Raw genomic sequence first — 24,882 nt, forward strand, 5'->3', positions numbered from 1 at the left:
GTTCGGGGTAGGACGTCGCAATCCACACCGAACCCGAAGGCCCTCACCTATTTCAAGATCTCCCCGTCACCAACGTCCGTGGTCAGAACAACTAGATCAGTGGGCTGCGGCGTTCGAGGAGCACCACGTCGCGCCAGCGGTCGCTGTGGCGGCCCAGGCGCTCGCGGACGCCGACCGTGCGGAAGCCGGCCGCGTGGTGCAGCGCCAGGCTGGCCGTGTTCTCGGGGAAGACGCCGGACTGGATGGTCCAGACGCCGGCCCGTTCGGTGGAGTCGATGAGCGCGCCCAGCAGGGCCCGGCCGACGCCCCGGCCGCGCGCCGCCGGATCGACGTAGATGGAGTGCTCGACCACCCCGGCGTACACCGGGCGGCTCGAGACGGCGGAGACGGCGACCCAGCCCAGGATCGTCTCGCCGACGGCGACGAACCGGTGCGCGGCGAGCCGGGCCGCGTCGAACTCGGCCCAGCCGGGGGCGGTCCGCTCGAAGCTGGCGTCGCCGCCGTCCAGCCCGGTCTGGTAGATGGCCAGCACGGCCCCGGCGTCAGCGGCCCGCATCGGCCGCAAGGAGACTTCGCTCATCCGTCAGGAGTCTAGACAGGCTGCTCAGGTACGTTGGCCGGGTGACGCCGCAACTTCGTGGCCGGGAAAAGGAGCTCGAGCGGCTCACGGCCGTCCTCGACCTCGTCGCGGCGGGTGAGGGCCAGGCGCTGGTCCTGCGCGGCCCGGCCGGCATCGGCAAGACCACGCTGGTCGCCCACGTCGCGGGCGAGGCGCGCGGACGGGGCTGGCGGGTGCTGCGCGCGGCCGGCGTGCAGGCCGAGGTCAATTTGCCGTACGGCGGACTCGAGCGCCTGCTGCGGCCGATGGTGACCGCCTCCCGGCGCCGGTCGATCGACGAGATGCTGCTGGACGGCGAGACCGACGAGGCCGACCTGCGCCCGTACCGGGTGGCCCTGGCCGTGCTGGAACGCCTCGACGACGGCGAGGCGCGGCCGACGCTGATGATGGTCGACGACGCCCAGTGGCTCGACGAGGCGACCTGGCAGGTGCTCAGCTACGTCGGCCGCCGCCTCGGCGACGACGCCTTCCTGCTGCTGATGAGCATGCGCGACGGCGAGGAGACGACGCGGCGGCTCACCGGCTCGGGGCTGCCGGAGACGCCGGTCGGCCCGGTGAGCGACGAGGTGGCCCGCGAGATCGTCGCCGCCGTGGCCCCCGGGCTGCCCACGGTGCTGGTGCTGCGCGTGGTCGAGGAGGCCGGCGGCAACCCGCTCGGCCTGCACGAGCTGGCCACGGCGGCCGCCTCGGCCGGGGAGCGGGCCCTGCCGAGCGGCCTCTCCCTTCCCCAGCGGCTCGACGACACCTTCTCGGCCGCGATCGCCGACCTGCCCGCACCGAGCCGGCACGTCCTGCGCGTGGCGGCCCTGCACGACACCGACGACGCCGAGGAGATCCTGGGCGCCGCCGGCCTCACCGCGGCGGCCGTGCGGCCGGCGATCGACGCCCGGCTGGCCGAGCTCGGCGACACGGCCCTGCGGCTGCGTCATCCGCTCATCCGGTCGGCCGTGGTGCGCTCGATCCCAGCCGCCGACCGCCGGGCCATCCACGCCGCGCTGGCCCTGGCGGTCCGCGACGAGGACCGGCGCACCTGGCATCTCGCCGCCGCCGTGACCGGCCGGGACGAGCCGCTCGGGGACGCGATGGCCGACCTGGCGTTCCGGCTGCGGCAGCGCGGCGCCTCGCACACCGCCCTGTCGGCCTGGGAACGCGCGGCCGAGCTGACCGCCGACTCCGGCCGGCGGGCCTACCGCCTGGTCAAGGCCATCGACTGCGGCTACGACTCGGGGGACCTGGCCGCCATCAACCGGCTGGCGCCGCTGGTCGACGAGAGCCGGCTCACCCCGCACGAGATGCTGGCCATCGTGGCCCGGCGCAACGCCGTCGACGGCTACGGCGAGATGGGCGACGCCCAGTTGCTCACCTTCATCCGTACGGCCGAGCAGTGGCTCGCCGCCGGTGACGTCGACGGCGCCTTCGACCTGATCAACATGGTCGTCTTCCGGTTGTACTTCAGCCATCTGGCGCCCGGCACGCGCCAGGCCGCCCTCGTCTTCGTGGAGCACAGCGGCCGCGGCCTGGACGACCCGCACGTGCTCGCCTTCGTCGGCCTCACCGCGCCCCTGGACAACGGCCGCGCGGTCCTCGAGGCCCTGCCGCACCAGCTCACCCAGCCGATCGACACCCAGTTCCAGATGATCCTGGGCGCCACCAGCCTCGCCGTCGGCTCGCTGAGCCTGGCCCGGCAGTTCCTCGGCACCGCGGCGGCCCGCTGCCGCACGCAGCAACGGGTCGGCCTGCTGGCCCAGACCCTGGTCACCCAGGCCTGGGCGAGCGCTTTCGGGCACGACGCGTACGCCGCCGGTGGCGCCGCCGCCGAGGCGGTGCGCCTGGGTGACGAGACGGGATGGCCGCACTGGACCGCGGCCGCCCGCATGGCCCAGGGCATGGTGGCGGCGCTGCGCGGCGAGGACGCGATCGCCACCCAGGTGGCCGACGGCGCCGAGAAGGCACTGCTGGGTGCCGGACTGCACGGGATGCTCTGTCTGGTCCAGCTGATCCGGGGCACCTCCGCGCTCGCCGCCGGCAACGCCACGGCGGCCTTCGACCACCTGAGCCGGGCGCTCGACCCGGCCGACATGGCGTACCACCCGACCATCCGGTTCTGGGCGGTGGGCACGCTCGCCGAGGCGGCGGTCATGGCCGGCCGTACCGGCGAGCTCGCCCCCATGCTGGACCAGCTCGACGCCGAGGAGAAGCTGTGCGGCTCGCCGGCGCTCGCGGCGGGACTGGTCTACGCCCGCGCGGCCGTGCGGCTCGAGCACTCCGTGGACGACTACTCGCCGGAGGAGACCGCGACCGCCCTCGCCGCCCACCCGTTCGACAAGGCGCGCGCCGACCACGCGTACGGCGTCCGGCTGCGCCGCGACCGGCAGTACGGCAAGGCCCGGCCGTACCTGCGCTCGGCCATCACGATCTTCGAGGCGCTGGGCGCCGAGGCGTGGGCCGCCCGCTCACGCCGGGAGCTGCGAGCGGCCGGCGAGACCGTACGGCCGGCCGGCAACGCCCGCGACAGCCTCAGCCCGCAGGAGCTGCAGATCGCCACGCTGGCCGCGCAGGGACTGACCAACAAGGAGATCGGCCGCCAGCTGTTCCTGTCTCCCCGCACCGTCGGCACCCATCTCTACCGGCTCTTCCCGAAACTCGGCATCACGGCCCGAGCCGAACTGGCGGCCGCGCTCAGCCCGCACTGAGCACCCCGCGCAGCTGGGCCCGCTTGGAGACCCCCAGCTTCGGGAAGATGCGGTACAGCGACGCGCCGATGGTCCGGGGCGAGACGACGAGCAATTCGGCGATCTCCTTGTTGGTCAGCCCGCGCGCGGCCAGGGTGGCGATCCGGGCCTCCTGCGGGCTCAGGCTGGCCCGCGCGTCCTTCGCCGGCCGGACCACCTCACCGGCGGCCCGCAACTCGGCGGTGGCCTCGGCGGCCCAGGGCCGGGCCCGCGCGTCCGCGAGGACCTGCCGCGCCTCGGTCAGCTGGTCCCGGGCGTCCTCGGCGCGCTTGCGGCGGCGCAGCCACCGGCCGTGGAGCAGCCGGGTGCGGGCCAGCTCGAGCGGCGTGCCGGCGTCCTCGCCCTCGGCCAGCGCCCGCTCGAAATGCGCCTCCGCACCGTCGTCGCCGCCGCACAGCAGCGCCCGGCTCCGCTCGACGAGCATGGCCAGATGCCCGGACGCGGTGGTGTCCGCCGCCGTCGCCTCGACGATCCGGGCCGCCGCCTCGTGCTCGCCACAGTGGACGGCGGCCTCGGTGAGGTCGGCGATCGACCAGGCGGCGCGGGCGCGGTGCCGCCGGACCCGGCTCAGCTCCGTCCAGGCGTCGGCGTACCGGCGCTCGGTGAGCGCGAGAAGGCCGCTCGCCCAGCGCATCTCGGCCGCCGAGATGGCGATCGGGTCGTCGTGCCAGAGCGCGGCGTGCCGCTCGAGGGTGTTCCGCGCGTCCGGCCCGCGGCCCAGCCAGACCTGGGCCCGCGCCACCGTGCCGGCGGCGATGCCCATCACCTGGGTCGCACCCACCCGCTCGGCGATCCGCAGCGCCTGCTCGGCGTCGGCCAGGCCCGCGGCCAGCTCACCGCAGGCGATGCGCAGCGCGGCCAGCCCGCGCAGGGACTGACACTCGTCGGCGTCCGAGCCGACCCGGCGGAACAGGTCGCGGCTCAGCGCCCAGGCGGTGTGCGCGGTCGCCAGGTCCTGCACCGACTCGGCCGCGATACCCAGCGAGAGCAGGGCGAGCGGATCGCCGGCGACCTCGGCGACCAGCCAGGGCAGGCGCTCCCGGTGCTGGGCGGCGCCGTGCGCGGGGGCGAGCATGGCCAGCGCGATCGCCCGCAGCGGGCTGGACGAGGCGGTGCCGCGCAGCCGAGCCTCGATCCGCCGGCACTGGTGCGGCGGCAGGTGACGGGCGCGGCAGTGCACGGCCGCGCCCCACAGCACCCGTATCCGGTCGTCGCCGTCGAGCCGCTCGGCCAGCGCCTCGAACTCGCCGATGCCGCGCCCCGGCAGCCCCGCCGTCAGGTCGAGCAGGAGCTGGTTGGTGGCCAGGTCGGCGATGGTGCGGGAGTCGGCGGCCAGCGGCATCGCCTCGCCGAGCAGGGCGCGCGACCGCTCGGGCAGCCCGGCCGCGCGGGCGGCGCCGGCGGCCAGGGCGAGCCGCCGGATCCGGTCCGCGGCCGCCGGCGAGGCGGCGGCGGCCCGGCGGAAGGCGACGGCCGCGGCGGCCTGCGCGCCGCCGGTCAGCGCCCGGCGGCCGGCCCGTTCCAGGTCGGCCGCCTCGGACTCGGTGCGGCCGCTCGAGGCGGCCGACCGGTGCCGCGCGGCGATACCCGGGTCGGACGCGACCCGGGAGAGCGCGAGGTGAACTCGGCGCCGCTCGGCCCCGTCACCGTCCGCGACGGCGGCGCCTTCGAGGCGGCGGTGGTCGAGGGCGGCCCACTCCTCGGTCGCGATGCCGAGGTGGCCGGCCGCGGTCATCACCTCGGACAGCGGCATGTCCCGCCCGGCCTCGGCCAGCAGCGCCAGCCTCCGGCCGGCCGGGCGGGCGTTCGCCGGCCCGGCGGCGGGCCGGATCCGCTCGGCCGGCAGGCTCCGCAGGCCGGGCGGCTGGCCTTCCGGATGCACCGTCGCGATCAGGGCGACGGGCAGATCCGCCAGGCGCCGGGCCACGAAGCACAGCACGTCGAGGGTGGGCCGATCGAGCCACTGACAGTCCTCGGCGACGAGGACGAGCCGCTCGCCCCGCGCCTCCAGCAGGCTCCGCGCCGCCAGCCCGACCAGGAGCCGGTCCGCCCCGGCGTCCCCGCCCAGGGCCGCCTCCAGGGCGCGCCGCCGCCCGACCGGAAGCCCGCCGCCGGCCAGCACGGGCTCGAGCAGATCGCCGAGGCCGGCGTAGGCGGGCGCGTGCCTGCCCGGCACCCCGCGGCACGCGAGCCGCCGGTAGCCGGCGGACTCGGCCGCGCCGGCCACGGCGCCGGCCGACGCCGCGCGGTCCGCACTCGTCTCGGCCTCGATCACCACTACCTGGTTCATGGTCATGACCCCCCTTCTTCATCCTGATGACGTACGCCCCCACGCCCGCGTAAGTCATCCGACGTCATCTCGCCCGCTCGTGACCGGGCGCACAGCCGTTCGGCGCCGGCCGGCCGCAAGATGGGCCCATGATCGGGCGTGACGAAGAGCTGGCCGAGCTGTCCACACTGCTGGACACGGGTGGGGCCGTGTTCCTGTCCGGCGAGGCCGGCATCGGCAAGACCGCGATCCAGGAGGCCGTGGCCGGCCTGGCGCGCGACCGTGGCGTCACGGTGTTGCGCTGCGCCGGTGTCCTCGACGACCTGCCGGTGGACTTCGCCGACCTGCACGAGCTGCTGCTGCCGGTCCTGGACCGGGTCGCCGGCCTTCCGGCGCACCACCGGAACGCGGTGCGGGCCGCGTTCGGCGAGACCGGCGAACCGGTGGACGCGGCCCGGCTCAAGCCCGCCGTGCTGGCCCTGCTGGGGCTCGCGCCGGTGGCCGTCCTGGTCGACGACTGGCAGTGGCTCGACCCGTCCACCCGGGACGTGCTGAGCTTCGTGGCGGCCGGGCTCTCCGACGGCCCGGTCTTCCTGGCCGCGACCCTGCGGGCGAGCGCCGGGGTGACCGTGCCCGCGCGCCGGCGGCGCAGGGAATTGAGGCCGCTCACCGATGGCGCGGCGAACGCCCTGCTGGACACCCTCCCGGTGACGGCGAGCCGGGACGCTCTGCTCGCCCGGGCCGGCGGCAACCCGCTGGCCCTGATCGAGCTCGCGGGCGGCGCGCGGATGACCGAACGTCTGGAGTGGTCGTTCCTGCGCGAGACGCACACTCACCAGCCCGGAAGCCGGACGCTGCTGTTGTGCGCGGCCGCCGACGCCGGGCTGACCGTCGCCGAGCTGATGGGCGCCGGGGCCGAGCTGGGGTTCGACGACACCGACCTGGCCGCCGTCGAACAGACCGGGCTGCTCACTGCCGGGCGCGACCGGCTGGTCTTCCGGCACCCGCTGGTGCGGTCGGCCGCGTACGACGGCGCCACCCTCGACGACCGCCTCGCCGCCCACCGAGCCCTGGCCCGGGCCAGCACCGACCCCGACCGGGCCGCCTGGCACCGGGCCGCCGGAACGGCCGGCGCCGACGACGAGGCCGCCGCCGACCTGGCCGGCGTCGGCCGGCGAGCCGCCGGGCGCGGCGCACCCCGCGACGCGGTCACCGCCATGCGCCGGGCGGCCGAGCTCAGCACCTTCCCGGGGCGGCGCGCCGGCTACCTCGCCGAGGCGGCCGAGGTGGCGCGCCAGGCCGGACTCGGCGCGCTCTGCGCCCAGCTGGTCGAACAGGCGCGCAGCGCCGGCCCGGCCCCCGACGCGCTCATCCGGCTCGCCCAGACCGAGGCCGGCAACAGCAGCGCCTGCGGCCAGGGCTCGCGCAGCGCGCTGGGCCTGCTCGTCCTGGTCCACGAGGCCGCCCGCGCCCACCCCGGACGCCCCGAGGAGCCCCTGCGCCTGCTCTGGGCCGTGGCCGGGCTGTCCTTCCACTTCCCGCAGCTCGCCGTCGTCCGGGAGGCGGCCGTGGCGGAACTACGGCGGCTGCCGCTCGACCCGGCCGACCCGGTCCGGGCCGTCGCGCTCGCCCTGCTCGACCCCGTGGGCCAGGCCGCCGGCGTCCGCCCCCGCCTGGCCGAGATGCTGCCGCTGGTCGCCGAGGACTCCAAACTGCTGCTGACGTACGGCTGGGCGGCCTCAGTTCTGCACGACCTGCCCCACGCCGTGGCCGGCCACGAGGCGGCCCTGGCCCACCTGCGCCGCCGGGGCCGCTGCGGCGACGAGGCTCGCGAGCTGGCGTTCCTGGCCACGGTCCGGGTCGTCACGGGCGACCTGGGACGGGCCCGGTCCGACGCCCTGACCGCGATCCGGATGAGCGCGGCCCTCGGCATGCCGATGGCCGAGGCCGAGGCGCAGGCCGCCCTGGCCCTGGTGCACGCCTGGTCCGGCGACACCGACGCGGTGTCCGCCGCGATCGATCTGGGCCGGGAACGCACGGTCACGCCGTGGCGCTCGACCGTGGCCCGGCTCAGCTGGGCGGCGGGCCTGTCCGCGCTCGGCGGCCGCCGCTACCGCGAGGCGTGGACCGCCCTGCGCGGCACCGCCGCCGACCCCACCACCGCGGCCTGGGCGATCGCCGACATCGCCGAAGCGGCCGCCCTGAGCGCCAAGACGGACGTCACCCTCACCACCGGAACGGACCCCGCCGTCAACGCCAAGACGGACGCCGCCCGGGAACTGCTCGCGCAGGTGCCGCCGACGGACTCCGGCCACCTCGGCGCGGTGACGCGGCGGGCCCACGCGCTGCTGGCCACCACGCCGGAGGACGCGGCCCGCCACTTCGAGGCCTCCCTGGAGTGCGCCGAGCGGGCCGGTTCCCCGCTGGAGCTGGCCCGCACCCGCCTGGCGTACGGCCGCTGGCTGCGCCGCACCCGCCAGGTCGCCCGTTCCCGGGCCGAGCTCACCGCGGCCCTGACCGCCTTCACCGCGGCCGGCGCGCGGGCCTGGGCCGGCCAGGCCGCCGACGAGCTCCGGGCCGCCGGCCACCACACCGCCGGCCCGCGGATCGAGCCCCACCCCGCCGACGGCGACCGGCCGGCCGCCCCGGCCGCGCCCGGCGGCGCGGTGACCGCGCTGCTGACCGCCCAGGAACGCCGGGTGGCCGAGCTGGCCGCGACCGGCCTGACCAACAAGGAGATCGCCAACCGCCTCTACCTGTCGCACCGCACCGTCGGCTCGCACATGCACCGCCTGCTGCACAAGCTCGGCCTCACCTACCGCACGCAGCTCCCCGACGCCCTGGCCCGCCCGCGGGCCGAGCGCTCCCCGGAGCGAGCGACCGCGTAGCCAGTGGGCCATCAGGCCGGCGTCGCCTCCTCGGCCGCGCCCCGCAGGCCTTCCACAGCGCCCAGGGGGATCGCTCGCCGCCGGTGGACGCCCGTTCGGGGCTCGGACAGCAACGCCCACAGGATCGGGTTGAAGCACAGCAACGACAGCACAAGGAAGGCCAGGATCGGCAGGACGCCGGCCCAGGGAGATCCGCGCCGGGCGGGCAGGCTCAGCAAGACCGGCCGCACGGACCTCGGGGTGATGAGGCGGGGCGGCCGGCAGGAGCGTGGCCGCGTCGAAGGTGTGCCGGCTGATCGCACGGGTGCGCCAGCCGCGGCCGGACGTGGCGGGTGATCAGGCGAAGAGGTCAGGCGAGCCGGGGCAGAAACCTGAGGACCGAAGACTGTGGCACCCGGAGATGGTTGCACCTGTGATGCCCATTCGATAGACAGTTGTGGTTCTTGGACGGGGCTGTGCCAAAGGCTGGGGGTCAAGGTGGCGGAAGACTGGGTTCCCGCGGGCGTCGACGTGAGCCGGCCGTCGGCGGCGCGGGTTTATGACTATTTTCTGGGCGGGGCGCACAACTTCGCCGTGGATCGGCAGCTGGCCGAGCAGATCGAGGCGATGACGCCGAACATCGCGGAGACGATGCGGTCGAACCGGGTTTTCCTGCGCCGGGCCGTGCGGTTCCTGGTGGCGCGGGGAGTGCGGCAGTTCCTCGACATCGGGTCGGGCATCCCCACCGCCGGCAACGTGCATGAGATCGCCCTCGAGGCGGCCGCGGATTCCAAGATCGTGTACGTGGATGTGGATCCCGTCGCGGTGGAGCACAGCCGGGCCATCCTGGCCGGTACGCCCAACACCGCCGTGATCCTGGCCGACGCGCGTGACGTCGAGCGGATCCTCGCCGAGGCCGGCAAGCTCCTCGACTTCGACGAGCCGGTCGCCGTCCTGCTGGCCGGGGTCGTGCACTTCATCCCGGACGCTGACGACCCGGCCGCCACCGTGAAGGCGCTGCGCGACGCGGTGCCGCCGGGCAGCTGGCTGCTCATCTCGCACGCCACCGCCGACGGGCAGCCGGCCGAGGTCATCGAGGCGCAGCGGCTCTCGGGACGGACCGCCACCGAGATCACGCTGCGGCCGGCGGCCGAGATCGAGGCGTACTTCGACGGGTTCGAGCTGGCCGAGCCGGGCCTGGTCTTCATTCCGCTCTGGCGGCCCGACCCGCAGGAGCCGACGGACGAGCACCCGGAGCGCGTCGGCGCGTACGCGGGAGTCGGAAAGAAGAAATGAGCTTCGTCGAGCTGTGGCGCCGGCAGCTCGTCGCGGCCGGATTCGTGCCGCTGGACGCCGGGCAGCTGGACGAGCTGCTGTCCGGGCTCGCCGGGCGCCTGCGGGCGGGCGACAGCGGGGAGGTGGTGGGCGCGGCGCTGGTCGAGGCTCATCTCACCGACCCGGCGATGCTGGCCGCCACCGTCGAGGTGATCGATGACCCGCGGGTCGCGGCGCAGGTGGCGGCCGGCTACGCACAGGCGATCCGGGCCGCCACCATGGCCGATCAGGAGGAGCTCAACCAGGCGGTGCTGCGCGCGTTGCGGGCGAGCGAGGCGCGCCTGCGGGCCGTGTTCGACAACGCCGCCATCGGCATCGGCGTCAGCGCCATGGACGGCCGGATCGTGCAGGTAAACCAGGCCTTCGCCGATCTGCTCGGCTATACCCGGGAACAGATGTGCCACCTGCTCGTGCCGGGGCTGACGCATCCCGAGGACCCGCGCGACATGTGGCGCATGTACGAGGGGGTCATCAACGGCGACGTCGACCACGTCCGGATGGAGAAGGCGTACTACCGCAAGGACGGCGGTGAGATCTGGACCGACCTGACCGTCTCGCTGATCCGCGACGACGAGGGGCGGCCCGAGTTCACCATCGCGATGGTGCAGGACATCACCGACCGGCGGCGGCTCAAGAAAAGGCTCGAACATCAGGCCACCCACGACCCTCTGACGGGCCTTCCCAACCGTACGAAAATCGCCTCCGATCTGGTCCGGATCTTCCGCGACAACGCGAGTGTCGGCGTCTGCTACCTGGATCTCGACGGTTTCAAGAGAATCAACGACACGCTGGGCCACCAGGTGGGCGACGAACTGCTGGCGGCCGTCGCGAAACGCCTCGAGCGCAGCACGAACCACGTCGCCGGCCGGATGGGCGGCGACGAATTCGTCGTCCTGGTCGAGGACCCCGCGGACATGCGCAAGCTCGCGGGAAGCCTTTTGCGGGAGCTTTCCCGGCCGTACGTCATCCGCAAGCACCGCCTGCGCATTTCGGCCAGCATCGGCGTCGTCGAGAGCGAGGTCGCCGCGACCAGCCCGCAGGAGCTGATGAAGGCCGCGGACCTGACCCTGTACGCGGCCAAGTCGGACGGCCGGGGCCGTTTCGTCATGTACGACTCGGAGCGCGACGCCCGCCAGGCCGCGCGGTACGCCCTGGCCGCGGAGATGCCGGACGCCCTCGACCGCCGCGAGTTCACACTGGTCTACCAGCCGCTGGTCTCGCTCCAGGACCGGGAATTGCGGGGCGTCGAGGCTCTGGTGCGCTGGGATCATCCGCGGCTCGGGCGGATCGGCCCGGACGCTTTCATCCCGCTCGCGGAAGAGACCGGCGTCATTCTGCCGCTGGGCCGCTGGGTGCTCGAGGAAGCCTGCGCGCAGGCCGCGGAATGGGCCAAGGAGTTCCCCGGCCGGCGGGTGGCCATGAGCGTCAACATGACCGTCTCCCAGGCGCACGATCCGGGGCTGCTGGCCGATGTGGACGGCATTCTCCTGCGTACGGGATGGGACCCGGCTCTTCTGGTTCTGGAATTGACCGAGAGTGCGGTCATGGACCCGGAGGGAACGGCGTCGCTGCACGGCCTGGCCGAGCGGGGAATCCGCATCGCGATCGACGACTTCGGCACCGGCTATTCGAATCTGGCCTATCTTCGGCGGCTGCCTGTGCACGTGCTCAAATTGGCCGGGCCGTTCGTCGAAGGGCTGCGCGAGGACGGGGAGAGCGACAGCGTGGACGAGCGGATCGTCGAGACGATCATCAGGCTCGCCCACGCCATCGGCATCAGCGTCACGGCCGAGGCCGTCGAGACGGCGCCGCAGGAGGCCACGCTGCGCCGGCTCGGCTGCGACACCGGTCAGGGCTGGCTGTTCTCGCGGCCGCTCTCCTCCTCGGAGGTCACCGAGCTGCTGGTGAACAGCCTCTCCTCGTCGAGTGCGGACGTCTGAACGACCAGCACGTCGCAGACCGCGTTGCGGACCACGCCGGCCGGCACCGAGCCCAGCAGCGCGCCCTGGGAGGCGCCGAGCCCCCGGTTGCCGACCACGATCAGGTTGGCCGGGTTGTTGCCGACGGTGTCCAGCAGGGCCTGGGCCGGATCTCCCTCGACCAGGCGCTGTTCGATGTAGCGGGCGCGTTCCCGGGTCAGCCCGGTGACCGATTTGCTCAGCGCCTCGCGCGCGACCTCGGCGCCGTAGAGGTCCCGGTGCACGCCTTCCGCGGCGGGGGCCGAAGTGCCGGTCCGGTAGGCCGTCACCACGATCAGCCGCGCCTGGGCGGCCTGGGCCACCTCGGCCGCCCGGTCCACGGCGTACAGGCTGGTCGCCGTGCCGTCCGAACCGACGACCACCCGGTCGTACACCGTGATGCTCCGCTTGCCGCCCAGCGGCACGATCGGCGACTCGTCCACCTCGTTGGGCGGGTTGACCCAGAGCATCGCTATCGCGCCGAGGCCGAGCAGCACACCGGCCAGGGTGATCGCGTTCGAGCCCTTGCCACCCAGCCAGTGCTCGAAGATCCAGCCGAAGGTGATCGTCTGGATCAGCATCGGCACCACGATCATCATGTTGAGGATGCCCATGTAGACGCCGGTCCGCTTGGCCGGGACCATGCTGGCGACCATCAGGTACGGCACGCCGACCGCGCTCGCCCAGAAGATGCCGACGCCGATCATCGGGATCAGCGTGACCCACTGGTTGTCGATGCGGGCCAGCCAGACCAGCGACAGCGCGGCCAGCCCGAGCGCGATCGCGTGCACCCGCTTGGCCCCGATCCGCTGCGCGAATCCGACCAGGAACAGCGCCGAGATCATCGTGACGAAGTTGTAGGCGCCGTTGGCCAGGCCGCTCCAGGCGATCGCGTCGTCCCAGGCCTTGCCGCCGGTCTCCGGGTTGGAGTTGAACACGGTCTCGCCCAGGCTCACGGCGAGGAACTGCCAGTAGATGAACATGGCGTACCACTGGAACGCGAAGACCACGCCGATCTTGTGCATGGCCACGGGCATCGACCGGACGGCGTCGGCGATCTCCCGGACCGCCGGTCCCAGGCCCTTCGGGGCCGCGCGCATCTCGGCCAGCTCGTGGCCCGAGGGCTTGAGTTCCTTCGTACGGATCATGGCCGTCAACACGGTCAGCAGGATGCAGAACGTGCCGATCATGAAGCAGGCGAACATCCAGTACGGCACCCCGTTGCCGGCCGTGCCCTGCAGCGGCTCCACCTTCTGCAGCAGGAACAGCGACAGGTTGGCCAGCACCGCGCCGGCGCCGGTGAACATGCTCTGCGTCAGGAAGCCGCGGGCCAGCTGTGATTTCGGCAGCCGGTCGGAGATGAACGCCCGGTACGGCTCCATCGAGGTGTTGTTGCCGGCGTCGAGCAGCCAGAAGCAGATCACGCCGAGCCAGAGGACGCCGACGAACGGGAACAGGAACAGGATGATCGAGCACAGGATCGCGCCGGACACGATGAACGGCCGTCGCCGTCCCCACCGCGGATGCCAGGTGCGGTCGCTGATCGCGCCGATCAGCGGCTGGATGACCAGGCCGGTGACCGGTCCGGCCAGGTTGAGGATCGGCAGCTGTTCGGGGCTCGCCCCGATCAGGAGGAACAGCGGGTTCACCGCCGACTGGGTGAGCCCGAAGCTGAACTGCACCCCGAAGAATCCGAGGTTCATCATCAGCAGGGCGGGACCCGTCATCAGTGGCCGTCGCTCCTCCGAGGGTGCCTGCTCGACGGTGTCCGACGTCGTAGTGGTCATGAGCTCACCTCTTCGACCGAGCTTTTCCGGGTGTGATCCACATCACACTCCTTGGCCGAAGCTAAACCGGGTGTGCATGGGTCGCAACTCGGAGTGCCGATGCGTTCGGCTGGGGCGGGAATCGACGGCCGCCGTTGACCCTCCGCCGGGCGTGGACTTGTAATGGCGTCGGAGGTGACGGTGATGAGCGCATGGAAGACCGTCGTCGTCGGCGTCGACGGATCACCCGGCAGCCGCAAGGCGCTGACCTGGGCCGCCGCCGAGGCCGCCGATCACGGCGCCGACCTGGTCGTGGTCAACGTCTGGGAGCACACGCTGCTGCCGCCGGCCGGCAGTGTCAGCGTCTCCGAGCGGTACGTGCCCGAGCCCACCCAGCGCACCTCGGACGACCTCGTCCAGGTCATCCGGGAGGAACTCGGCGCCGAGCCGCCGATCCTCGTCCGCCCGCACGTCAAGCAGGGACGCGCGGCCAAGGTCCTGATCGACGAGTCGGCCGGGGCCGACCTGCTCGTCGTCGGGCACCGCGGCCACGGCGGCTTCGCCGGGCTGGTGCTCGGCTCGGTCAGCCAGCACGTCGCCTCGTACGCGAAATGCCCGGTGACGGTGGTCCGCTGAGCGGTGTATCTTCCTTCCACTTTCACGGGGAGGAAGATCGATCGTGTCCACTGCGTCGCGGGCCGCTCTGTCGGTCGCCATGCTGGTCGGGTTCTATGTGCTGGGCCTGATCCAGCTCGCGGCGGCCGGTTTCCTGCTGTACGAGATCTGGGGCCACCTGCACGGCTACGGCGCGGCCAAGCTGAGCTGGCTGGTGATCATCGGGGTCGGCGCGGTCGTCGTGGGTCTCGGCAAGGCGCTGTTCGCCAAGCCGGGCGATCCCGAGGGCCTGCTGGTCACCCCGCGGCAGGCACCCGACCTGTGGCGTCTCGTGCACGACATGGCGACCGCGGCCGGCACCCGCGCGCCCGACGAGATCCGGCTCATCCCCGAGGTCAACGCGGCCGTCACCGAGGACGCCCGGCTGCTCGGGCTGGTCTCCGGCGTGCGGCGGCTCTACCTGGGCATCCCTCTGCTCCAGGCCTTCACCGTCGATCAGCTGCGCTCGGTCGTCGCGCACGAGCTCGGCCACTACTCCGGATCCCACACGCGCCTGGCCGCCATCACCTACCGCGGCCGGACCGCCCTGCACGAGACGCTGCGCCGCCTCGGCCCGTTCAACGTGTTCGGGTGGGTCTTCAAGGCCTACGGCCGCCTGTACCTTCTGGTCAGCAACGCCGTGACCCGGCGGCAGGAGCTGGAGGCCGACCAGGTCTCGGTGCGCGTGGCCGGCGTCGGCGCCGCGACCTCCACCATGCGGGAACTGCCAGTGGTCGGCGCCGCCTGGAACTTCTACTTCAACAACTACATTTCGTACGGCTGGGAGCTCGGTTACGCCCCGGACGACGTGTTCGGCGGGTTCCGCCACCTGTACGCGGCTCGCACCCAGGAGCTGGCCAAGCTGCGCGACGAGGAACCCGAGAGCCACACGTCGCGCTGGGACACCCACCCGTCGGCGGGGGAGCGGATCGCCGCCATGCGGGCGCTCCCGCCCGTACAGCACCCGGCCGACGACCGTCCCGCCGGCGATCTCGTCCCGCAGCTCACCGAGGCCGGTCTGGCGCTGCAGCGCGAGGTCGTCGACTTCGGCCCACGAACCGTGCTGCCGTGGCCCGACTTCACCGCGGCCTCGATGACCCTGGTCACGCAGCACCGCGCCGACCGGGTGTTCCGCTCGCTGTCCCGGCTCTCCGGGATTCCCGAGGCCGGGTTGCCCGAGCTGTTCGAGCTGGTCGCCCAGGGCCGCCTGCGCGAACTGGCGGCCGAGTTCCTGCCCGAGTCGCCCGACCCGGTCACCGAGTTCGCCGACATCATGGACACGCTGATCACCCTGGCCGCCGTCCGCAGCGGCCAGGCGCGCTGGGAACACTCGTGGTCCTCGCCGGCCCGGATCGTGCACACCTCGGGCGTGCCGGTCGACTACTCCGAGATCGCCAAGCTGGCCGTGTCGCCGGAGACGCTCGGCGAGGCCCGGGCCCGGATGGCCCAGCTCGGCATCCACGTCGAGGCCGCCCGCGTCGTCGAGACCCGGGCCACCGGCGCCGGCTCCGACGTGATCGGCGCGATGGCCAACGTCCGCGCCGGCGACCAGGAGACCGACCTGATCCTGCTCAACCAGGGCCTCGTGCTGGTGCCGGCCCCGAAGAGCACCGACGAGGGCGAGGGCCGGATCGCCCGGATGCTGTCCTCGCACGACCCGGCCGAGCTGGCCCGGACGTACCGCTACGTGCCCTTCGAGGAGGTCACCAGCGCCAGGATCGTCAAGGCGGTGCCGCTCAACGCCGAGCTCACCTTGCACGGCGGGGCGACGCTGGTCTTGAAGGAACGCTGGTCGGGCGACACGATCGGGGACAGCCGCGACACCCTCACCGAGATCCTGCGCCGTTTCAGCTGAAGGTTCGTCAGTTCCGAAGGGGGAGACCGCATGCGTACGGCCCTGACCGAGTTGCTCGGCGTCGAGCACCCGATCGTCGGCTTCAACCGGTCACCGGCGGTGGTCGCGGCGGTCACCAACGCCGGCGGCTTCGGGGTGCTGGCCGCCTCGGCGTACTCACCGGCCGAGCTGGACGCCCAGCTGAGCTGGATCGAGGAGCGGGTGGGCGGGAAGCCGTACGGCGTCGATCTGCTCGTGCCTTCCAAGTTCGTCGCCGGAGACCCGGGCTCTCTCGTCGCAAGCCTGCGCGCCCAAATCCCTCCATCGCATTTGACGTTTGTTCAGTCTTTGTTGGACAAGTACGACATTCCCGTTTCATCGTCCGTGGTCGACCACAGCGAGGTCGCCGCGGCGATCACGCCGGACGGGGCGCCGGCGCTGCTCGACGTGGCGTTCGAACACCCGATCGCGCTGATCGCCAACGCGCTCGGCACGCCGCCGCCGTCGCTCGTGGCGCGGGCCAAGGAGGCCGGCGTCGTGGTCGCCTCGCTGGTCGGCAAGGCCGAGCACGCGCAACGGCAGATCGCGGCCGGTGTCGACGTGCTCGTCGCGCAGGGCACCGAGGCCGGCGGGCACACCGGCACGATCGCCACCATGGTCCTCACCCCCGAGATCGTCGACATCGCCGGCGACCGCCCGGTCCTGGCCGCCGGCGGCATCGCCGACGGACGGCAGATGGCGGCGGCGCTCGCGCTCGGCGCCGCCGGCGTGTGGTGCGGCTCGGTGTGGCTCTCCAGCGAAGAGGACATCGCGGTCCAGGCCATCAAGGACAAGTTCCTCGGCGCGACCAGCGCCGACACGGTGCGCTCACCCACCCGTACCGGAAAACCGGCCCGTCAGCTGCGCACCGCCTGGCACGACGAGTGGGAGGCGCCCGGCAGCCCGCAGCCGCTGCCGTTGCCCCTGCAGCTCATGCTGGTCGAGGAGGCCTGGCAGCACATCGACGCGGCCGCCCAGGACGGCCACGAGGGCGCGCTCAAACTGGAGTCGTTCTTCGTGGGCCAGGTCGTCGGCTCGTTCCGGGACATCCGGCCCGCCGGGGAGATCACCCGGCGGATGGCCGAGGACTGCCAGCGCCGCATCGCCGAGCTCGGAGGTCTCATTGCCCCTGCCTGACAGCACCCCGGTCATCGTCGGCGCCGGCCAGGTCTCGGAACGCTTCGGCGCGCCCGGCTACCGCGGCCGGTCACCGGCCGACCTGGCCGCCGACGCCGCCCGCGAGGCCCTCGACGACGCCGCCGTCGCCGCCTCCGAGATCGACACCATTGCGGGGGTACGGCAGTTCGAGATCTCCCTGCCGTTCTCGCAGGCCCCGCTCGGCCGGTCGGACAACTTCCCGCGGTCGGTGGCGGCCCGCCTCGGCGCCGCGCCTTACCGGGCGGTGCTCGAGGTCGGCGGCGGCCAGAGCCCGCAGCACCTGGTCAACGAGTTCGCGGCGGCCATCGCGGCCGGCGACGCGCGGGTCGTGCTCCTGACCGGCGCCGAGGCCATCTCCACCGTCGAGCGCCTGGCCCGCTCCGACGACCGGCCCGACTTCACCGAGCACGCGCCCGGATCGCTCGAGGACCGCGGGTTCGGGCTCGACGGGATAGTGGACCTCTCGCATTTCCCGTACGGGCTGACCGACACGCCCGCGTACTACGCGCTCTTCGAGAACGCCCGCCGTGCCCGCCTGGGCCTGTCGCGTTCCGCGTACGCGGCCGCCATGGGGGAGCTCTTCGAGCCGTTCACCCGCATCGCGGCGGGCAACCCGCACGCGGCGGCGCCGACCGTGCGGAGCGCGGCCGAACTGGTCACCGTCTCCGAGGCGAACCGGCCCATCGCCGACCCGTACACGCGGTACCTGGTGGCCCGCGAGAAGGTCAACCAGGGCGCGGCGGTGCTGCTCATGTCGCTGGCGGCGGCGCGGCGTCTCGGCGTACCCAAAGAGAAGTGGGTCTTCGTGGCCGGCCACGCCGACCTGCGGGAACGCGACCTGCTGGCCCGCGCCGACCTGTCGGCCAGCCCGGCCGCGGTGACGGCGACCAGGCACGCCCTCGACCTGGCCGGCATCGACATGGACGGCCTGGGCAGCATGGACCTCTACAGCTGCTTCCCGGTGCCGGTCTTCGCCATCACCGACGCGTTCGGCCTGTCGCCGGACGACCCGCGCGGCCTGACGGTGACCGGCGGCCTGCCGTTCTTCGGCGGGGCGGGCAACAACTACTCGATGCACGCGATCGCGTCGACGGTGTCCCGGTGCCGCGCCGAACAGGGAAGCCACGGTTTCGTGGGCGCCAACGGCGGCATGATGAGCAAATACTCGACCGGCGTCTACACGGCCACGCCGGTGGCGTGGAGGCCCTCCGACAGCCAGAAACTGCAGGCGGAACTCGACGCCCGCCCGGCCCCCGGCGAGGCCACGTCCGCGTCCGGCCCGGCGGTGATCGAGACGTACACGGTCAAACACGACCGGACCGGCGACCGGACCGGCATCGTCATCGGCCGCCTGGAATCCGACGGCCGCCGTTTCCTGGCCCACGGCGACGACATCCTCGACCTGCTCACCGAGGGCGAGCCGATCGGAACCCGGGTGATCGCGCGCACCGGCGACGACGGCAACCGCGTCACCGTGTGACAGCTCATCGCTTCGGCCGCGACCGGAAGGGGCGGAAGAAGTCGCGGAGCTCCCGCCGTCGAGACCGCCCGCGCGGCCACCGGACCGTGCCCTCGGCGACTGACGACCTGAGACTGGCGCGTGCTCGGCGACGTGGACCGCGAACGACTCCAAGCCGGCTTCCGCCCGGCGCTGATCCACCGCTCCGGGTCTGCGCGCGGCCACGGCGTGTCTCGATCCAGCTGGTGTATACGTCAGCGACGACTCCGCTTAGGGTCGTTCCATGGTGGTGGGCGAGGCCGCACTTCTCAAGACGGCCGGGTCGATCGTGACACCGGTCCTCAGAGGGTGGATGAGCCGTGCTCGTGACAAGAGGGAACGCACCAGCGACCTCAGCGATTTGATCAACACCGGAATTACCGATGATCTAGGGCGCCGCCGGGCCGATCGACGCACGGCCGAGATCGTCGACACGGTGTACGAGCGCCTACGGCCGCTGGTGGAGGGAAGATTCGCGGCGCTCGACGACGCCGAAACCGTAGCCGCCCTCGAAGCCGTGACCGACACGTTCGCTCGTGCTGATTTCTCTGATCGGGCCATCTTCGATGACAATGTGGACCCGAGCGCGCTGGCGGCCAGGCTGCGCCGGGAACTCCATGCGGTCCCCGGCCGAGCCGGCCTCAGCGAGCTGGCAACTCGGCTCTACGCCGTCGTCCTTGACGAGAGCTGCGTCTGTGTGACTCAACTGATCCTTCAGCTGCGGCCCTTTCCGGCCCGCGCCAGTGTGGAAATCTTGCAGCGCCTCGCGACGGTCTCGGAGATGCTGACACAGGCGCTGGACCGGCTGCCGTCACCCACTCTCGACGCGCCGGCCGGAACCGATCTCGACTCGCAATTCCGAGTGCGCTACCTGAACCACCTGGTAGCCGCGTTGAGCAACCTCGAAATATATGGCGTCGACATTCATCGTTATCGTCTGGAGACGCAGCTCACGGTCGCCTACATCAGTCTGACTGTCAGCGGTGACGCGGCTCGCCTGTCCCGTAGTCAGCAGCGATGGATCCCCGGTCCGTCGCACGGCGACCAGTATTCCGATGAGAGCGATGCTGTTCGGGTCGAACAGGCGCTGAGCCTTGCCCGCCGGATGCTCGTGCGCGGGGAGGCCGGCTCCGGCAAGACCACTCTGCTCCAGTGGATCGCGGTCAACGCCGCCCGCAGCGCCTTTGCGGCCGAGCTGAAATCCTGGAACGGCAACGTTCCGTTCCTGATCCGCCTGCGCCACTATGCCGATGGCCCCCTGCCGCGCCCCGAGCAATTCTTGGACGGTGTCGCCGACGCCCTCGTCGGCCTGATGCCGGCCAGCTGGGTGCACCGTCAGCTGGCTGAGGGGGCGATCCTCTGTGTCGACGGCGTCGACGAAGTGTCCGAAGCCCAGCGTCGGCGGGTACGCGAATGGCTGCGCGGCCTACTGACGGCGTACCCCACCTTGCAGGTCGTCGTCACCTCTCGGCCCGGAGCCGCCGCCGAACGATGGCTGCGGCCCGAGGGCTTCGTCGCCGCCAATCTCGACCGCATGGACGGGGCCGATATCCGGGCGCTTATCCGGCATTGGCACCTCGCGGCCCAGCGGAGCGCCGACCTTCCATGCCCGTCTGACGATGTGCCACTTTTCGAGCAACGACTCCTCGCTCAGTTGGACGGCAACGCCCACCTGCAAGCTCTGGCGGCCAACCCGTTGTTGTGCGCCCTGCTCTGCGCGCTCAATCTCGACCGCAACAGCCATCTGCCCCGCAACCGGATGGACATCTATCAGGCCGCCGTCGACATGTTGCTTCAGCGACGCGACGTTCAGCGCGGTGTCCGCGTCGGTCTTACCGACTTGACCAGCCGCGACCTGATCCAGTTGCTCCAGCAAGTGGCATGGTGGATGGTCTTGAACGGCCGCGCCGAGGCCACCCGGAGCCAGGTTCTCCAACAGCTCGAGCAGCGCCTGGCCGGAATGCGGCAGATCAAGGCCTCGGGCGAGCAGGTGCTGGACCATCTCCTGCAACGTAGCGGCATCCTGAGAGAGCCGGTGCCGGGACGCGTCGACCTGATCCACCGAAGCTTTCAGGAGTATCTGGCAGCGCGGGAGGCGGCGGAGCAAGGTCACGCCGGCCTTCTGGTCAGTCACGGTCATCTCGACTCGTGGCGGGAGACGATCGTGCTGGCGGCGGGACACTCCAACGCCTTGGTGCGGCAAGAGCTGCTTGAGGGCCTGATGGATCGCGCCGCCACGGATTCGCGACGCGGACGAAAGCTGCGGATTCTTGCGGCAGCCTGCCTCGAAACGGCGACAGTCGTCGAGCCGCCGGAGCTGCTTGAGAGGGTTCGCGGGGAACTCCGAAGGCTGCTCCCGCCGCGTTCGCTGGCCGAGACCAGCTCTCTCGCCGGCATCGGCGAGCCGCTGCTCGACGAGCTCACACCGGGAACCGGTGAGTTGACGGATGCCCAGGCCGCGGCGGTTGTTCGTTGCGCCGCGCTCATCGGCGGGCCGAAAGCACTGGAGTTGCTGACGGCCTTCTCGAACGACCCGCGGACCGCGGTGCAGCGTGAGCTGGTCGCAGCCTGGGAGTATTTCGACCCTGACGAGTACGCCGTCCGCGTTCTGGCCCATGCCCCCCTCGACAATGGGCACGTCGACGTGCGGAGCGCCCGGGTCCTGGTCCCATTGTCCAAGCTGCGAAACCTGACCAGCTCGTCGATCAGACTCGACGAGACGCTCGAGATCTCGCAGCTTGCTGGTGTGCCTCACTTGCACAACCTCCAGCTGTGGGAGGGACTCCGAGGAGATCTCGCGCAGCTGGCCGAACACCGGTCACTGATCAGCCTGGACCTGGGTTTCGGCAATCGCCGAGCGGACCTGTCCGTACTGGAATCCCTCACCAGCTTGACCGCGCTCTGGCTGCGAGACCTGTCGAACGATCAGGACCTGAGCCCGATCGCACGGCTGAAAGGCCTCATGAACCTCTGGCTACTCGGTGCACCCGTTGGCGACTTGGATTTCCTGGACGACTGTCAGGCGTTGAGGTTCTTGTTCATCGAGGGCGAAGCAGCTCCTGACCTGCCCGTCATCGCTGCGCTTCCCCGGCTGGAACACCTGGTACTTTCCCGCGTGAGCGAACCTGAGGGTGGCATCGGGGCCTTGGCTCAATCGCTGCCCAGACTCACAGAATTGGCCTTCTGGGGGTGTTCGTGGGTGGAGGACCTCACCGCGATCGGCCGGATGACACAACTTCGAAAACTTGACATCCGGTACACGCCTATCGGCGATCTCCGCCCGCTGACCACCTTGCGAAATCTCGACACCATCTACATCGGCCATTACGGATTCGACGAGCGAAATATGCAACCGATCGATGTGAAGCCGCTGGCCGAGCTGCCCAGCTTGCGTGAGCTGGCCATCCTCGAGCCAACTCCAGGCCTCGATCTCACCCCATTGCAGGGCCGAGACCTGACGGTGCACCTTTTCCCGGGCGTACTCGACGAAAAGATGGCGTCGCTCAAAGGTATAAAGTTTGAGACCTGGCCTTAGCAAAGGTCAGAAGATGCGGTCGATGGTCGTCGCGCCGACTTCCCGTGACCTGGATCAGGCGTTCTCGGCGGCGGTCAGGAAAGGCTGGACCTGGGCGGTCGGAGTGAGCAAGACGACGGCGGACCCGTCGGTGAAGTCCAGGCGCAGCCGGCCGTCCTTCTCGCCGGCCGAGACGAGCTTCGCCCGGGGGCACTCCCAGCGCGGGCTCAGCGGGCCGGAAGCCCGGCGGAACAGGCCCGAGCGCTGGGACAGGACGATCAGGCGCTGGTCGGTCAGGGCCAGGACCCGGGGGTCGGCGACCGTACGGATGTGCTCGTCCAGCCCGGCCGCCAGGCTGCGCGGCGCGCCGTTGACCCCGCGGCGGGCGCCCGGCCGCTGCGAGGTGGGCCGCCGAAACCGCCACGGCGACATCTCGGCCCGGCTCATACCGGCCCCCGCCTGCCCGTCCGACCGGCTGACCCAGGCGGCGGCCCGGAAAGCCTCGCCGGGCTGAAGGTGCTCCCGAACCCCGGCCTCCACCTGCGCGTCACGTTCAGCACCCGACTTCACGACCCCACTCCCTCCTCGTACACCTCGTGATCAGTCGACCACGAAGTCGCGGGCAGGCTTACACCGGGTCTCCGCCCCCAGCCACGGTCAAACCAGGCCAGGATCGCGCCGCCCGTGGGGCATCCACGGGGCCGCACTGTTCCACCCGGTCACCGTCCCTGAGGAGGCGCAGGCTCGGAATGCTCGACCGACGGCATGCGGAGACGGCGGTTGTGAGTGGGTCTCATCCGAGCTGGTGGAAAGGTTGCGCAGTGGCTTTCGGTCGGGGTCGATGGTGGCTGGTGGGATGAAGTCGGGGTGGCCGTCGGGACCGATGCGGATCTGCCATCCCGCGGTCGGGTGGTGCAGCAGCCGGTGGTGGTGGCGGCACAACAGAACCAGATTGGTCAGGTGGCCAGGCCCAGGAGGTGACGTGGCGGTCGTCTGTTGAGCGGAGCGGACGATCGCAGTCGGGGAAGTCGCCGCCACCGTCGCAAGACTCAGGCTCCGGGTGCGGCGCGGCGGGAGGCGCGGGCCAGGCGGCGGGCTGTGGTGGCGGACCCACCCATCGGTTCGGCCTCACGCCTCCGCGCTTTCGAATGTCCTGACCACTGATTCACTAATGGTTTGTTCCACGACAACTGAGCGATACCCCGCCGTCCGGAAGGAATTGTTGATCTATCCGTGCAGTCCGGGATCACAGCATCGGAAGACGATTGACAGGGGCATGCACACTGCGAGCATGGATCCGCTCCCTCGCATTGGCGTCCGCAGGTCAACTCTGGGCTGCTGGCAATGGCTCGTCTGCCGACCTTACGTGTATTCGCTCAAGATTCGGCCGGCCGCCACCCTTGGCGACGTGCTCGAGTCAAGGCAGTAAAAATGATCAGCATCATCGGCTTGGCGCTATCAGTGCTAGCGATCATCGTTTCGGGTTGGGCGGCGTTTCGGCAGCTGGCAATAGCGCGGGGAACGAGTAACCTTCAGGCCACCTCCAATGTCCTGATCGCCCAATTCGGCGATCGAGCATTCCAGGATGACCAGCGTTACGTTTTTGCCCGTCTTCGCGACGAACACGAGCCCGATTTGGGTATCGACGGACTTCCCGAGCCCGCCAACGTCAAGGCGTGGAACGTGGGTTTTCTATACGAAAATCTCGGCATCATGCTTGCGTTCGGGTTCGTGGACCGACGGATCATATTGAGCATCGGTAATTATCGAATCAGGCAGGCGTGGGAAGTCCTTGCGCCTTACATCGAGGCAGAACGAGATATTCGGGGCGCTCCATTCCTCCCGTTTTTCGAGAATGCCTATGTTCTTGCCTGCGAGACTCAGCCGGACGATATCCACAACAAGCTCAGATTGCGAACTGCGACAACTATGGGCATGTCGGGCCGGTCGTAACGGAGGTGCCGACCGTTAAACACTGCCGTTGCCACTTATGCCTCAGCACCACAATGGCTTCCGTAAGTCTTGATCGAACATCCGCTCATCGGCTAGAGCCGGATGTTTCCAGACGAAGAGATCACTTTTGTGGTCGATCCTTTGATGTGTCAGCGGCGGCTGAGCCGCCAACACGATACCAAATTTACGATCTTCTTAATTAGTGAGACTTGGGGTTGATCAGGCAGGTCGGGCCGCCGTCTTTCCAGCCGATGACGTGGTGGGCGTCGGTCCATCGTGGTGGTCGGTCGCAGGAGGGGAAGGTGCAGCCTCGGTCGCGCAGGTGCAGGGCGCGGCGCAGTGGTCCGGTGGTCAGGCGCCGGCTACGGCCGAGGTCGAGGACCTGGCTTTCGCCGTCGAGTACGGCGGAAGCGTACCGATAGCCGGCCTGGTGGCAACCTTGGGCGAACGGCCGATCATGGAGGCCGTGCGAGGCACGTATGACGAAGTCGCGAATGCCGCCCACATCTATCTCCATCCGCGGGCGGCTGCCGGTTCGGTGGCGAAGACGTATCCGTGCGATCCCCTCGAGGTCGACGGGATGATCAACCTGGGTCTGCTGCACCGGCAGGTGACAGATCAAGTCACGCGGCCTGACTGGCCGGTGGGGTCATGATGGTCTCGTAGTCGATAGGGGTCAACCGGGC

At 71.3% G+C, this 24,882-nt stretch carries 16 protein-coding genes and 1 pseudogene; 11 read left to right on the forward strand and 6 right to left on the reverse strand.

What is annotated here, in order from left to right:
• Nucleotides 1-91 precede the first annotated feature (91 nt).
• Nucleotides 92-580, reverse strand: a complete 489-nt coding sequence (locus AB0C26_RS46240) for an N-acetyltransferase family protein (protein ID WP_360261727.1) — start codon at nt 578-580, stop codon at nt 92-94.
• A 41-nt stretch (nt 581-621) separates the two neighbouring features.
• On the opposite strand from AB0C26_RS46240, the gene AB0C26_RS46245 reads away from it, so the two are divergent.
• Nucleotides 622-3,312 carry an AAA family ATPase gene (locus AB0C26_RS46245; protein ID WP_360261729.1) on the forward strand — a complete coding sequence of 897 codons (2,691 nt, stop codon included), beginning with the start codon at nt 622-624 and terminating at the stop codon, nt 3,310-3,312.
• Here the strand turns inward: AB0C26_RS46245 and AB0C26_RS46250 are convergent.
• Nucleotides 3,299-5,647, reverse strand: a complete 2,349-nt coding sequence (locus AB0C26_RS46250; RefSeq protein ID WP_360261731.1) for a LuxR C-terminal-related transcriptional regulator — start codon at nt 5,645-5,647, stop codon at nt 3,299-3,301. The genes AB0C26_RS46245 and AB0C26_RS46250 overlap by 14 nt on opposite strands.
• A 122-nt stretch (nt 5,648-5,769) precedes the next feature.
• Between AB0C26_RS46250 and AB0C26_RS46255 the strand changes: the two genes are divergently transcribed.
• Nucleotides 5,770-8,508 carry a LuxR family transcriptional regulator gene (locus tag AB0C26_RS46255; protein ID WP_360261733.1) on the forward strand — a complete coding sequence of 913 codons (2,739 nt, stop codon included), beginning with the start codon at nt 5,770-5,772 and terminating at the stop codon, nt 8,506-8,508.
• A gap of 11 nt (nt 8,509-8,519) precedes the next feature.
• On the opposite strand, the gene AB0C26_RS46260 is transcribed toward AB0C26_RS46255, so the two are convergent.
• Complete coding sequence (locus AB0C26_RS46260; protein ID WP_360261735.1) at nt 8,520-8,738, reverse strand: hypothetical protein; 219 nt, start codon at nt 8,736-8,738, stop codon at nt 8,520-8,522.
• Between the two features lie 247 nt (nt 8,739-8,985).
• Here AB0C26_RS46260 and AB0C26_RS46265 point away from each other — a divergent pair, with 247 nt between their 5' ends.
• Both AB0C26_RS46265 and AB0C26_RS46270 read left to right on the forward strand, forming a co-directional pair.
• Nucleotides 8,986-9,783 carry an SAM-dependent methyltransferase gene (locus tag AB0C26_RS46265; protein ID WP_360261737.1) on the forward strand — a complete coding sequence of 266 codons (798 nt, stop codon included), beginning with the start codon at nt 8,986-8,988 and terminating at the stop codon, nt 9,781-9,783.
• Nucleotides 9,780-11,762, forward strand: a complete 1,983-nt coding sequence (locus AB0C26_RS46270; RefSeq protein ID WP_360261739.1) for an EAL domain-containing protein — start codon at nt 9,780-9,782, stop codon at nt 11,760-11,762. The genes AB0C26_RS46265 and AB0C26_RS46270 overlap by 4 nt, the downstream gene beginning before the upstream one ends.
• Here AB0C26_RS46270 and AB0C26_RS46275 read toward each other — a convergent pair.
• Complete coding sequence (locus AB0C26_RS46275; RefSeq protein WP_360261741.1) at nt 11,672-13,567, reverse strand: MFS transporter; 1,896 nt, start codon at nt 13,565-13,567, stop codon at nt 11,672-11,674. The two genes, AB0C26_RS46270 and AB0C26_RS46275, sit on opposite strands and share 91 nt — an antisense overlap.
• A 183-nt stretch (nt 13,568-13,750) precedes the next feature.
• On the opposite strand from AB0C26_RS46275, the gene AB0C26_RS46280 reads away from it, so the two are divergent.
• The 5 genes from AB0C26_RS46280 to AB0C26_RS46300 all read left to right on the forward strand — a co-directional run bounded on the left by AB0C26_RS46280 (nt 13,751) and on the right by AB0C26_RS46300 (nt 22,264).
• Nucleotides 13,751-14,182 (forward strand): universal stress protein, encoded by a 432-nt coding sequence (locus tag AB0C26_RS46280; protein WP_360261743.1) that lies wholly within the window; start codon nt 13,751-13,753, stop codon nt 14,180-14,182.
• 43 nt (nt 14,183-14,225) lie between these two features.
• A complete protein-coding gene (locus AB0C26_RS46285) occupies nt 14,226-16,055 on the forward strand; it encodes a M48 family metallopeptidase (protein WP_360261745.1) in 1,830 nt (609 codons plus the stop codon).
• A gap of 30 nt (nt 16,056-16,085) precedes the next feature.
• Nucleotides 16,086-17,210: a nitronate monooxygenase family protein gene (locus AB0C26_RS46290; RefSeq protein WP_360261747.1), complete on the forward strand. Its 1,125-nt coding sequence runs from the start codon at nt 16,086-16,088 to the stop codon at nt 17,208-17,210.
• Entirely contained in the window at nt 17,197-18,711 is a 1,515-nt protein-coding gene (locus AB0C26_RS46295; protein WP_360261749.1) for an acetyl-CoA acetyltransferase, read from the forward strand. Before AB0C26_RS46290 ends, AB0C26_RS46295 begins: the two co-directional genes overlap by 14 nt.
• 262 nt (nt 18,712-18,973) lie before the next feature.
• Complete coding sequence (locus AB0C26_RS46300) at nt 18,974-22,264, forward strand: NACHT domain-containing protein (protein WP_360261751.1); 3,291 nt, start codon at nt 18,974-18,976, stop codon at nt 22,262-22,264.
• 54 nt (nt 22,265-22,318) lie between these two features.
• Here AB0C26_RS46300 and AB0C26_RS46305 read toward each other — a convergent pair whose 3' ends face one another.
• Nucleotides 22,319-22,813: a hypothetical protein gene (locus tag AB0C26_RS46305; RefSeq protein WP_360261753.1), complete on the reverse strand. Its 495-nt coding sequence runs from the start codon at nt 22,811-22,813 to the stop codon at nt 22,319-22,321.
• A gap of 861 nt (nt 22,814-23,674) precedes the next feature.
• Here AB0C26_RS46305 and AB0C26_RS46310 point away from each other — a divergent pair.
• Nucleotides 23,675-24,196: a hypothetical protein gene (locus AB0C26_RS46310; protein WP_360261755.1), complete on the forward strand. Its 522-nt coding sequence runs from the start codon at nt 23,675-23,677 to the stop codon at nt 24,194-24,196.
• 214 nt (nt 24,197-24,410) lie between these two features.
• Here the strand turns inward: AB0C26_RS46310 and AB0C26_RS46315 are convergent.
• Nucleotides 24,411-24,599 (reverse strand): annotated as a pseudogene (locus AB0C26_RS46315) (HNH endonuclease signature motif containing protein); the annotation flags it as partial.
• Between AB0C26_RS46315 and AB0C26_RS46320 the strand changes: the two are divergent.
• Complete coding sequence (locus AB0C26_RS46320; RefSeq protein ID WP_360261757.1) at nt 24,519-24,851, forward strand: hypothetical protein; 333 nt, start codon at nt 24,519-24,521, stop codon at nt 24,849-24,851. The pseudogene AB0C26_RS46315 and the gene AB0C26_RS46320 sit on opposite strands and share 81 nt — an antisense overlap.
• Nucleotides 24,852-24,882 lie beyond the last annotated feature (31 nt).

It is taken from the genome of Actinoplanes sp. NPDC048796, from assembly GCF_040650035.1.
Classification (GTDB): domain Bacteria; phylum Actinomycetota; class Actinomycetes; order Mycobacteriales; family Micromonosporaceae; genus Actinoplanes.

Bases quoted from the DNA above. Each gene is read 5' to 3' on its own strand.
- AB0C26_RS46255 (WP_360261733.1), top strand. From the start codon at position 5,770: ATGATCGGGCGTGACGAAGAGCTGGCCGAGCTGTCCACACTGCTGGAC.
- AB0C26_RS46290 (WP_360261747.1), top strand. From the start codon at position 16,086: ATGCGTACGGCCCTGACCGAGTTGCTCGGCGTCGAGCACCCGATCGTC.
- AB0C26_RS46250 (WP_360261731.1), bottom strand. From the start codon at position 5,647: ATGACCATGAACCAGGTAGTGGTGATCGAGGCCGAGACGAGTGCGGAC.
- AB0C26_RS46310 (WP_360261755.1), top strand. From the start codon at position 23,675: ATGATCAGCATCATCGGCTTGGCGCTATCAGTGCTAGCGATCATCGTT.
- AB0C26_RS46280 (WP_360261743.1), top strand. From the start codon at position 13,751: ATGAGCGCATGGAAGACCGTCGTCGTCGGCGTCGACGGATCACCCGGC.
- AB0C26_RS46300 (WP_360261751.1), top strand. From the start codon at position 18,974: ATGGTGGTGGGCGAGGCCGCACTTCTCAAGACGGCCGGGTCGATCGTG.
- AB0C26_RS46240 (WP_360261727.1), bottom strand. From the start codon at position 580: ATGAGCGAAGTCTCCTTGCGGCCGATGCGGGCCGCTGACGCCGGGGCC.
- AB0C26_RS46270 (WP_360261739.1), top strand. From the start codon at position 9,780: ATGAGCTTCGTCGAGCTGTGGCGCCGGCAGCTCGTCGCGGCCGGATTC.
- AB0C26_RS46275 (WP_360261741.1), bottom strand. From the start codon at position 13,567: ATGACCACTACGACGTCGGACACCGTCGAGCAGGCACCCTCGGAGGAG.